This window comes from Planococcus citreus (assembly GCF_003664125.1).
Taxonomy (GTDB): Bacteria; Bacillota; Bacilli; order Bacillales_A; family Planococcaceae; genus Planococcus; species Planococcus citreus.
Map to the genome: position 1 here is coordinate 1,042,678 of NZ_RCCP01000001.1, position 11,542 is coordinate 1,054,219.

The 11,542-nt window shown below is 48.9% G+C and carries 11 protein-coding genes; 2 read left to right on the forward strand and 9 right to left on the reverse strand.

Translation table 11 applies throughout. From position 1 onward, the window contains the following. Positions 1-54 precede the first annotated feature (54 nt). The 9 genes from DFR62_RS05145 to DFR62_RS05185 form a co-directional block, all read right to left on the reverse strand. On the reverse strand, positions 55-1,188 hold the full coding sequence (locus DFR62_RS05145; protein WP_121298461.1) for a bifunctional cystathionine gamma-lyase/homocysteine desulfhydrase: 1,134 nt from the start codon (positions 1,186-1,188) through the stop codon (positions 55-57). After that, a complete protein-coding gene (locus DFR62_RS05150) occupies positions 1,185-2,120 on the reverse strand; it encodes a PLP-dependent cysteine synthase family protein (protein WP_121298463.1) in 936 nt (311 codons plus the stop codon). The genes DFR62_RS05145 and DFR62_RS05150 overlap by 4 nt, the downstream gene beginning before the upstream one ends. A gap of 12 nt (positions 2,121-2,132) precedes the next feature. Beyond that, positions 2,133-2,606, reverse strand: coding sequence for an S-ribosylhomocysteine lyase (locus DFR62_RS05155; RefSeq protein WP_121298464.1), 474 nt, complete (start codon positions 2,604-2,606; stop codon positions 2,133-2,135). 13 nt (positions 2,607-2,619) lie between these two features. Next, the gene (locus tag DFR62_RS05160; protein ID WP_121298466.1) at positions 2,620-3,255 is read right to left on the reverse strand and encodes a class I SAM-dependent methyltransferase; all 636 of its coding nucleotides are present in this window, start codon (positions 3,253-3,255) and stop codon (positions 2,620-2,622) included. Positions 3,256-3,415: 160 nt separating this feature from the next. Further along, entirely contained in the window at positions 3,416-4,060 is a 645-nt protein-coding gene (locus DFR62_RS05165; protein WP_121298468.1) for a YczE/YyaS/YitT family protein, read from the reverse strand. A gap of 54 nt (positions 4,061-4,114) precedes the next feature. Continuing rightward, positions 4,115-4,603, reverse strand: a complete 489-nt coding sequence (ybaK, locus tag DFR62_RS05170) for a Cys-tRNA(Pro) deacylase (protein WP_121298470.1) — start codon at positions 4,601-4,603, stop codon at positions 4,115-4,117. A gap of 14 nt (positions 4,604-4,617) precedes the next feature. Continuing rightward, entirely contained in the window at positions 4,618-6,777 is a 2,160-nt protein-coding gene (locus tag DFR62_RS05175; protein WP_121298472.1) for a DNA topoisomerase III, read from the reverse strand. Positions 6,778-6,918: 141 nt separating this feature from the next. Beyond that, entirely contained in the window at positions 6,919-7,488 is a 570-nt protein-coding gene (locus DFR62_RS05180) for an NADPH-dependent FMN reductase (protein WP_121298474.1), read from the reverse strand. A gap of 154 nt (positions 7,489-7,642) precedes the next feature. Then, positions 7,643-9,466, reverse strand: coding sequence for a cation:proton antiporter (locus DFR62_RS05185; protein WP_121298476.1), 1,824 nt, complete (start codon positions 9,464-9,466; stop codon positions 7,643-7,645). 159 nt (positions 9,467-9,625) lie between these two features. Here DFR62_RS05185 and DFR62_RS05190 point away from each other — a divergent pair, with 159 nt between their 5' ends. Beyond that, positions 9,626-9,808 carry an SE1832 family protein gene (locus tag DFR62_RS05190; protein ID WP_068465777.1) on the forward strand — a complete coding sequence of 61 codons (183 nt, stop codon included), beginning with the start codon at positions 9,626-9,628 and terminating at the stop codon, positions 9,806-9,808. 37 nt (positions 9,809-9,845) lie between these two features. Further along, positions 9,846-11,411 carry an ABC-F family ATP-binding cassette domain-containing protein gene (locus DFR62_RS05195; protein WP_121298478.1) on the forward strand — a complete coding sequence of 522 codons (1,566 nt, stop codon included), beginning with the start codon at positions 9,846-9,848 and terminating at the stop codon, positions 11,409-11,411. The last annotated feature ends 131 nt before the right edge of the window (positions 11,412-11,542 follow it).

The following is an 11,542-nucleotide window of genomic DNA, read 5'->3' on the forward strand; positions in this document are numbered from 1 at the left end:
AATCTATAGAACTCCATTAAAAAAAAAGCGGGCATCTGCCCGCTTCTTTAAAATTTATGCTAATGCTTGCTGCAAGTCCTCTATTAAGTCTTCCACATCTTCAATTCCAACAGAAATTCGCACCAAGCCTTCTGTGATGCCGAGTTCTGCACGGCGGTCTTCAGGAATCGATGCATGCGTCATCTGCGCCGGAACCGAGATCAAACTTTCTACTGCCCCTAGACTTTCCGCTAGGGTGAAGTATTTCAGTTTGGCCAGCAAGTCATCCGCTTTTTCTTTACTCCCGACGTCAAACGAAATCATTCCGCCGAAGCCGCGTGCTTGTTTTTCCATCAAGGCTTTGCCGGTATGGCTGTCGAGCCCCGGATAAATGACCGCTTCGACCGCTTCATGCCCATCCAAAAACTCTGCGATTTGCTGGGCATTGCCATTGGTCTCTTCCATGCGGATACCGAGCGTTTTCAGCCCGCGCATCAATAGCCAAGAATCTTGTGGCCCAAGAATCGCGCCGACGGAATTCTGGACGAAATGCAATTCCTCGGCCAATTGTGCTGTATTGACAACGACAAGTCCTGCGACGACATCGCTATGGCCGCCGATATACTTCGTTGCGCTATGCAAGACGATATCTGCTCCAAGCGAGATTGGGTTTTGGAAATAAGGCGTCATGAACGTGTTATCGACAATCGTCAACAGTCCGTTCCCTTTAGCGAAAGTCGCCACTGTTTCAATGTCTGTCACTTTCAACAGTGGATTGGTCGGTGTTTCGATAAAGATTGCTTTCGTGTTTTCCTGTACGGCAGCTTTCACTTGCTCCAAATCACCCGTATCTACGAAGGTAAATTCAAGTCCAAAGCGATTCAGCACTTTATTGATAACGCGATAAGTCCCGCCGTATACATCGTCCGTCAAGATGACGTGGTCGCCTGCTGAGAACAGCATCATGACAGAAGAGATGGCCGCCATCCCGGATCCGAACGCAAATCCTGCATGCCCGTATTCCACATCCGCAATCAACTCTTCCAGCGCGTGGCGCGTCGGATTTCCGGTCCGTGAATATTCATAGCCTTTGAACTTGCCCACAGCTTCCTGCTTATAGGTGCTCACTTGGTAAATCGGTGTCGATACAGCGCCGGTTGCTTCGTCTCCGAAGATTCCGCCGTGAATCAATCTAGTTTTCGGTTTCATTGTTGTTCCTCCTCAAAAAGAGCTCCGTAAATATCCTGGCTTAAATAGCGTTCGCTTGAATCGGCAAAGACTGTGGCGATGTGGCTGCCAGGTTTCGCTGATTGTGCTTCACGCAAAGCGGCAACAAATGCAGCACCCGATGAACTGCCGACGAGAAGCCCTTCATTCTCTGCAAGTTCACGAACGGCTGCAAACGCCTCTTTATCTGTAATCGTGTGGATGGCATCAAAATATTGCGTATCCATAAACGGTGGCAGCAACTCCATGCCGATGCCTTCGGTTTTATGCGGGCCGGATTCCCCACCGTTTAAAATCGAGCCTTCCGGTTCCACGATGACGGTCTTGATTGCCTGATTTTGTGCTTTCAAATAACGGGAAGTTCCCATGAACGTGCCGCCGGATCCTGCACCCGCGACAAAGATATTGATCTCCCCGTCCATCTGCTCCCAAAATTCAGGGCCAAGCGTCTGGACATAGGTGTCAGGATTGGCGGTATTTGAAAATTGCGCCGGCATGAACGCGCCTTCTTGCTCAGCTATTTCAGTCGCTTTCTTAATGGCGCCTTTGATGCCTTCAGCGGTCGGCGTATTGATTACTTCAGCACCTAATGCGCGCATGAGCGTTTGTTTTTCCATGCTGAACTTTTGTGGGACGACCAGCTTCAGTCGATAGCCTTTGCCGATTGCTGCAATCGCGAGCCCGATGCCCGTATTGCCGGCAGTCGGTTCGACAATCGTGCCGCCTGCTTTAAGCTCTCCGCGTTTCTCTGCGTCAGTAATCAATGCCACGCCTAGACGGTCTTTGACGCTGCCGCCTGGATTGAAAAATTCCAGCTTGGCAAATATCCGGCAGCCGTTTGGAATTGTACTATGCGTCAATTCCAATACCGGCGTGCGGCCGATCAATTGCTGAATCTCTGTTGCGTAGTCCATGCTGAGTCTCCCTTACGCCGATTCTTCTTTGAAAATTTGGCGCCATTCGTCTTTTTTCGAAAGCATTTCTTTGGCGATTTCGTGTGCACCTTCTAAGCTATGGCTTGCTGCCCAGCCGCATTGCACCTCGTTGCAAGCCGGCACTTCATCAGCTGCAATTACATCTTTCAAAGTCGCTTCCAAAATTCTTAAGATATCGTCATAGCTGTCGTGGTTGATCATTGATATATAAAATCCTGTTTGGCAGCCCATCGGCCCGATGTCGATGATTTGGTCTGAATGGTTCCGGCTATGCTCGGCCATCATGTGTTCAAGCGAATGAAGGCCTGGCATGTCCATATGTTCTTTGTTGGGCTGTTTGAAGCGAATGTCGTATTTCTTGATAACGTCCCCGTTGGCGCCAGTTTTTTCTCCAGCCAAGCGGACATAAGGTGCCGCTACTTTTGTATGGTCCAAGTTAAAGCTTTCTACATTCATTTTCTTCATGATAATCTTCCTTTCATCGTTTAGTTGCATCCATCAAGAACACATAATCATTGAGGCGTGTAAAGTTTACATTAAAACCATTTTGCTGAAACAATCCTTCTAGTACAGGCACTGTCGTATAATGTTCACGCTTCAAGTCTTCCACGAGGTTTTTATGGCCCTCGCCTTCTTCGTAAACGATGCGTCCTTGTTTTGCCTCTTCCGATTCGAAAACCGTATCGGCGAAAACTACTTTCCCACCGCTCGGCAAGAGCGACGCGTAAAGCTTGATTGCCTGCTCTTTCTCTCTATCTGTTAAGTGGTGGAAAGCATAACTGCTGACGAAGCTTTTCGGTTGCTGCGGAAGATTGAAATCCAGAAAATCCCCATCCAACAGTACGAGTTCCGGGAACTTATCTGCTGCCGCTTTGCGCATTGCCGCATTCGGTTCGATGCCGGTAACTTCAAATCCTTTTTCCAGGAGCGCTGCTGTCAGATTGCCGGTGCCCGTGCCGAATTCAGCAACAGGGCTTACCGCTTTCTTCGCGACAGCTTCTAGAATATCCTTGTAGTTTTCAAAAACCGCTGCATATTCGGGGTCTTCCCCACCAACTGAGGCATCGTAAGTATGCACCCACTCATCAAAGATCTCCACAAATTCTCTCCCCATAATTGTACTCCCACTCTCTCAGATGTTATTATACACAAAACCAATAGTCTTACTTGGTTTTATTTATAACATATGCTTTTGTCTAGTTCAACTGACAGGAGTTGAAAATGATTGCCACTTCGCATAAAAAAAGATCCGGCATGCGCCGGACCTTTGCTTTTCATATTTTTAAAATTGGCGGCAATTCCGCTTGATGCTTCAAGATTAGCCTTTTTAATAAATTCTCGCTTTGTACGAGCGACACTTGGACCACCCGGCCGACCAATAATGCGATAACGATTGTCCCAATGCCGACCGGTCCCCCTAGCATCCAGCCGAGCAACGCCACCGCTACTTCAATGGACGTTCGGACCGTGCTGACGCTGAAGCCGGTTGTTTGGACCAAGATCAGCATCAAGTCATCCCGCGGGCCCGCCCCCATTTTCGGCGCGACATACACACCAACGCCATAGCCCATCACAACGATTCCAGCTGTGAAGATCAAGATCTGGCCGGCAAGGGAATGAATATCCGGAATGAGAAAATTGAATAAATCAATAAACAATCCGACCAATAGCATATTAAGCCAGGTTCCGAACTTCGGCCATTTCCTGCGCACAAGCGAAGTGGTACTGATCAGCGTGAAGCCTGCGATGATCGACCAGGAACCGATCGTCAGCCCGAAGTTTTGATACAGGCCGACATGCAGAACATCCCATGGGCCGATTCCAAGGCGGTCGCCTTTGATGGTCATCGAAATGCCGAGGCCTAGCAGCATCATTCCCAATAGAAAAAACAGCCACCGGTAATACATAGAAACTTTCATTCTTTATCCTTCTTTCTTCTGAATCCCTTCGCCTAAGCATTGAACAGGGAACACTTATGGCTTCGCCGTCAATTCCGCAAACTCAGCTTGTGTCGCTTTCTGCAAATCTTCCGGTGCCAGTTTCAACTGGGCGCCGACTTTCCCTGCAGAGACGATGATTTCATTCAATTGGGAGGCTTGTTCGGCGACGAATGTCCTGAACGGCTTTTTCATACCAATCGGGGAACAGCCTCCGCGCACATAACCCGTGAGCGGCAAAATCTCTTTGACCGGCACCATCTCGATTTTCTTTTCACCGCAGGCTTTTGCAGCCAGCTTTAAATCCAGCTCTTCTGCGACCGGCACGAGAAATACGTAATGGTCCTTTGAAGAGCCCACTGCGACAAGTGTCTTATAGACAGTTTCTACAGGTGCACCGATTTTCGCTGCTACTGACACGCCGTCAATTTTCCCGTCATCGGTGCTGTACTGGAGTGGCTCATAATCGATTTTTTCACGGTCCAATATGCGTGCGGCGTTGGTTTTTGCTGCTTTTTTCGCCACCTTGCCCCCTCCTGTCAGTCGTTTTGCTCGAGCAGTTTCTTCAAGGCATCTGCCATTGCCGTGTTTTGCGGCGGCTCGTCTTGTTTCTTCAAATATTTATTAACATCTTTCTTGTTCGCTTTCGATTGTCCTGCTTTTTTGCGCTTTTCAAACGCTGATAGTTTTTCACGATGACCGCATTTGCAGACGAACATTTTATTGTCGCCATCGCCGACCATGTCCATGCGCTTATGGCAATTCGGGCAGCGGGCATTCGTCTGCATCGAGACATTTTTCTTGAAGCCGCAATCACGGTCCTGGCACACGTGCATCTTGCCGCGTTTGCCATTCACTTCAAGAAGCGGCTTGCCGCAGTCTGGGCACATTTTGCCGGTGATGTTATCGTGCTTGAATTTCTTGTCGCTCGATTTGATCTCAGCTACCGACTTTTTCGAGAACGCGACCATTTCTTTCATGAACTGCTCTTTCTTCAGCTGGCCTTTGGCGATTTTCGTCAATTGCGTTTCCCAGTCCGCCGTCAATTTCGGTGACTTCAAATCTTCAGGAACGAGCTCTAATAATTGGCGCCCTTTCGACGTAATCGTCAAATCCTTGCCTTTTTTCTCAATTAAAAAGCTATTGAATAATTTATCGATGATGTCGGCACGCGTCGCGACAGTTCCAAGGCCGCCGGTTTCACCGAGTGTCTGGATGAGCGCTTTCGATTCGCCTGCCATGAACTGGGCCGGATTTTCCATCGCCCCGAGCAATGTTCCTTCATTGAAGAATGCAGGCGGCTTGGTTTTGCCTTCGGTCAAAGTAATGCCTTTCAATTCCACGGCCTGCCCTTGTTCGAATGGCGGCAACGTCGACTCGCCTTCTTCGTCGGCGTCATTATAGACACGCTTCCAGCCATCGTTGCGTATCGTATTGCCTTTTGCCTGGAATGTTTCACCCGCCACGTCGAGCGTAACGGTCGTCCGGTCATATTCGTGCTGTGGCAGGAAGACAGCTAGGAAGCGGCGGACGATCATATCGTACAATTTGTATTCCTTGTCGCTGAGCTCGTGAAGCATCGGTGTTTCTTCAGTCGGGATGATAGCGTGGTGATCCGATACTTTCGCATCGTCGATAACGCCTTTTTGCGGAACGCCTGCGCTTTTCAATGCCGCATTCGCAAGCGAACGGTATTCCCCGACCTGCACCGCTTTGATATGCTCTTTTAACGTGCCTTTCATATCGCTCGTCAAATGCTTCGAGTCCGTACGCGGATAAGTGACGATTTTATAGCGTTCATAAAGGTTCTGCAAGGTATTGAGTGTTTCTTTGGCGGACCAGCTATAGCGTTTATACGCTTCTTTTTGCAATTCGGTCAAATCGAATAATGGCGGCGCCGGTTGTTTTTTCGGCGTGATTTTCACGTCTGTCACTGTGCCTTTATTTGCCGAATCGAGTTTGGCGAATAAACGGTCGATCCGCTCTTTATCGAAACTCTGCGGCGATTTGCCATCCGTCCAGGTGAACGAGGCATTGTCGCTGATTGCCTGGAGGCCGTAATAAGGCTTCGGCTGGAAGTTGCGGATATCCTGTTCGCGCTGTGCAATCATCGCAAGCGTCGGCGTCTGCACGCGCCCTGTTGATAGCTGGGCATTGTGCTTCACAGTTAGTGCACGCGTCGCGTTGATTCCGACGACCCAGTCAGCTTCTGCACGGGCGACCGCTGCCTGGAACAAGCTTTCATACGCTTTGCCGTCTTTCAGGTTTTGGAAACCGTCTTTGATCGCTTTATCGGTGACAGAGGAGATCCATAGCCGTTTCACCGGCTTGTTGACTTTCGCTTGCTCCAAAATCCAACGGGCGACCAGTTCCCCTTCACGCCCTGCATCGGTCGCGATGATGACTTCCTTTACATCACTGCGATTCAGCTGCGCTTTGACTGCATTGTATTGCTTCATGGTCTGTTTGATCGGCACCAATTTGAACGGCTCCGGAAGAATCGGCAGGCTTTCCATCTTCCATTCTTTCAAATCGTTATTGTATTGTTCCGGTTGTGCATGCGTCACCAAATGGCCGAGTGCCCACGTGACGATATATTGTTTGCCTTCTAAAAAACCGTTTCCTTTTTGAGAGCATCCAAGCACTCGCGCAATATCACGCGCAACGGACGGCTTTTCTGCAAGAACTACTGATTTCATAAGCTAAAACCCCTTTTCTACAGCGTCTAGTATAGCATCTTCTCCCCGTTCTTGGGGAGGATGCGCATTTGATCGGCCTTATGCCTTTTTCAATTAAGTTTGGTATTCAGGCCGAAAAAAAACCTCCCGAGGGAGGTTTTTTTAATGGTCGTCGATATCGATTGTATCTTTTGAAAGGTGGGTGCTCATTTCTGCATATTGCGCAAACACACGTGCAAGTTCGCGCAGGCGGTCATGGACATCGTCATTGATGATGGCATTCGTATCATCGAAATGGCTCGTATGTGTATAGACGTAGTTCGGCGTCACGAGGCAGCGGAAATAATCAAGAATCGGTTTCAGCTGATTCTCGATAACCAAGTGATGCTGATACGTACCGCCGTTAGCGACGATCGATACCGGTTTGTAGCGCATCGTCCGAGGGTGCAGCATATCGAATGCATTTTTCAAGACGCCTGGAATCGAACCTTGGAAAATCGGCGAAGCGATGATATAACCGTCCGCTTCTTCAAAACGCCGCACCATTTCACGCATGCTGTCGTTGTATTCCGCGTTCGGGCGCCCATCTACGAATTGATGCTCATATTCGCTCATGCTCAAAATGCTCAGTTCCATCTCCGGATTCGCTCGCTCGAGATAGACTTTGACCTGTTCCAATACAGCGCCGGTCTTGCGCCCCAGTATCGTTCCATCCACTAATAAAATCTTCATGATCCTGAATCCTCCTTGACTACGTATAAGCGGGCAGCGGAAATCCACTGCCTTTTCCTATTGATTGATCTGGTGCAGTGCATGCTGCAGCTATTGTTTATCATAGCAAAGACGCATTCTTCTTGCGTATTGATAGGGCTTATAATGAAAGATTTCATTCTTTAGTCTGAGAATCCTTTTTGATGCGTTTTGTTTCCAAACGTTCCTGAATGCGGTCGGAATCTCGCTCCGGCCCAGTGAAGCTGATGATGGTATCGCCTTGCTTCGGCTCCAGCACTTTATCGGAAGTGAAGAACTCAATGTTTCCTTGTGCCGTTTCAATGAATAACGGAATCGTATTGGCTGACCATCTCTTATTGAATTCCTCATAAGTGAAACGCTCCGTCAATTTTGTCGAACGGATGGCGTAGCCTTGCTCTTCCTTCTCATCAAGCACGTGAATGTTCCAATCTTCGGTGAAAAGGATTCGCCCGCTCAATGAAGCGTGGAAATCGGCAGGGTCCCCTTGGTGAAGCGCCGTCTGATACAAATTGATGCGCCCCATTTCCGGCACGAAGTTATTGACGACAAGCGCGTTAAACGAATCCGTCTCCGAAGCGACGAGCATTTTCTCATAAGGCGTCAAATCCACTTCGTATTCCGTATGCTCGGAAAGGATGTTTCCGACATAAGTCTTGATGCCGATTTGGCGCGCTTTTTGCAGGCGGCCCCAGGAATCATCAACGAGCAGCACGTTTTTATCCATATCATAAAGAGCTTTCGCCATCGCAGTCGTGAACCTGCTGGCTCCGACAATGATAATTCCCGGATCTTCCGCTGAAGCGAGACCTAGTTTACGGCCGACCCACGTAATGGAAAACCCATGCGCAACTACCGTAGAAAACACGAGCGCAAAGGTTAACGCGGTAAGAAGTTCCGCATCCTCAAACCCGGCATCCAATAAGACGCTAGCGAAATAACCGGAGACAGTCAGTGCAACAATGCCTCGTGGGGCGATCCACCCGACCAAGGCTTTTTCTTGCCAGCTCAAGTCGGTGCCGATTGTCGATACCCAGATGGACAACGGCCGGACGATAAATAACATGACCAATACGAATGAAATAATTGACCAATTGAAGATTTCAAACAGCACATCCATGCTGAGTGAAGCCGTGAGCATCATGAAGACGCTGGAAATCAACAAAATGGACATGGTCTCTTTAAAATGCCGCATGTCGTTGATGGAGGAGATGTTCATATTGGCCATGACCATCCCCATCGCGGTTACCGCAAGCAAGCCGGTTTCGTGCATCACGATATCCGAGATGACAAACGTCAACAGCACCACGCCGAATACCATCGGCGATTTTAAAAATTCCGGAATTTGGCCGCGCTCGAACATCCAGCCCATCCCAAGTCCAGCCCCTGCACCGAGTACGGTCGCAAAAAGTGCCGCCAGGAAGAACAGCCCGAATGCAGCAGCGGTGACATCCCCTTCCGCAAACAACACGAATTGGAAGGCGAACAAAGCTAATAACGCGCCGAATGGATCGACAATAATGCCTTCCCATTTCAATAACGCAGCCGGACGAGCTTTCAGTTTAGCTTGGCGAAGCAGTGGCATGATGACGGTCGGGCCGGTCACGATGAACAAGCCGCCGATGACAAACGACACTGCCCAAGAAAGGCCGGCGACATAATGGGAAGCCAAAGTGCCTCCCGCCCAAGCAAGCAAAGCGCCAAATGTTACAATCCGCCACACAGGCTTATTAAAGCCGCGGATTTCTTTGAAATTCAAGTTTAAACTGCCTTCAAACAAAATGATGGCAACGGCAAGCGATACGAGCGGCCGGAACAAATCCCCAAAACTTTCTTCCGGGGAAATCACGGCAAATATCGGGCCGATCAGCAGCCCGGCAATCGACATCAACACAATCGCTGGAAGGCGGAGACGCCAGGCGATCCATTGCGACAGAACGCCGAGGAAAATAATTAACATGATATCAAACAATAAACTGTCGATGGCATCTCACTTCCTTTTTTCATTTTTCGTTATTATATAGGAGTAATGGTGCGCAATGAAAGCGAGAAGCCGAGCGTATCCATTTAAATTTTCTCCAGTTGTGGTACAATACAGAGAAAAACTAGGGTGATTTTGTTGAACAAGCAAGAAATTGAATACGCCATCGCCGAACTGAAGAGCGATTACGTACGCCAACAGGGTGATATTGAAAAACTGGAAACAACCGGCCACACTAAAATGGTGGACAAAGCCGAAGAACGGCTTGAAAAAATGGAACAACGTCTTGCGGAACTAAACAAAAAACTCGCGGAACTTTAACCGCGGTTTTTTTTATGGAAAGTGGAGGAACATATACATGAGTTTATTAACAGTAGAAAACCTAAGCCACACATTTGGCGATCGTACCTTATTCAACGACATTTCGTTTCGTTTAGTTGAAGGGGAACACGTCGGCCTTGTCGGGGCGAACGGCGTCGGCAAATCGACATTGATGAATATTTTGACTGGCAAACAAATCCACGATGGCGGCAAAGTCGAATGGCAGCCAAAGACCCATTACGGCTATTTGGACCAGCACACGCAGTTGGCGCCAGGCCGCACCATCCGTCAAACCTTGCAGGATGCTTTCTTGCCGCTCTATGAAAAAGAAAAAGAATTGAACGATATCGCCATGCAAATGGGCGAAGCCGATCCAGAACAGCTCGAAACCTTGCTTGAGCAGATGGCCGAAGTACAAGACGCACTCGATGCCGGTGATTTTTACACATTGGACGTGAAAGTCGATGAAATCGCACGCGGCCTCGGGCTCGATGCCATTGGACTTGAACGCAATGTGGAATCCCTTTCCGGTGGACAGCGCACCAAGCTTTTATTGGCTAAGCTATTGCTGGAAAAACCAAAAGTGCTATTGCTGGATGAGCCGACCAACTATCTGGATGAAGAACATATCCAATGGCTCGTCAATTACTTGAAAAACTATCCGCATGCTTTCCTGCTCATCTCGCATGATACGGAATTCATGAGTTCAGTAACAGGCGTTATTTTCCACTTGGAATTCTCCCGTTTGAACCGTTACACTGCCTCTTACGAAAAGTTCATCGAGCTTGCGGAGTTGGCGAAAAAGCAGCATCTTGAAGCTTACGAAAAACAAGAAGACATGATCAAGAAAACCGAGACCTTTATCGCGAAAAACAAAGCACGCGCTTCGACTACCGGACGTGCAAAATCCCGCCAGAAGCAATTGGACCGCATGGACCGCATCGAAAAACCGGAAATGGCGGCCAAACCGCAATTTGCCTTCAAGGAAACGCGTAGCCCAAGCCGCTATGTCGTTGAAGCGGAAGCACTGCGCATCGGCTACGATAAGCCGCTATTGCCCCCATTGTCCTTCATGATCGAACGCGGTGAAAAAATCGCGCTTGTCGGCATGAACGGTGTCGGGAAATCGACTTTGCTTAAGACGATGCTCGGCAAAATCAAGCCACTCGATGGAGATGTCATCCGCGGTGAATACTTGACGCCTAGCTATTTCGAACAGGAAGTCAAAGCACCGACGCATCGCCCAATCGATGAGATTTGGGATGCTTATCCTTCGATGGACCAAGGCCAAGTGCGCGGCGCGTTAGCCCGTACTGGACTTAAGAGCGAACACATCGGCCGCCCGATGAACCAATTGAGCGGTGGCGAGCAAGCGAAAGTGCGCTTGTGCAAATTGATGCTCGAAGAAAGCAATTGGCTGATCTTCGATGAACCGACGAACCACTTGGACATCGATGCAAAAGCTGAACTGAAACGTGCCATGCAAGCTTACAAAGGCACAATCGTGCTCGTCAGCCACGAACCGGATTTCTACGACGGCCTTGCCACGAAAGTATGGAACGTGGAAGACTGGATCGAAGCCGGCAAGCAAACTCAAGAGTAAACCAAACCAAAAACCCGCTGCACACATGAAATTTTGTGTGCAGCGGGTTTTTTCATTGGATACAAACAGCTTATGAGAAACTCTGCGCGAATGAATAGTAGAAAAAAAGAGCGAGAGTTTACTAGTAGAAT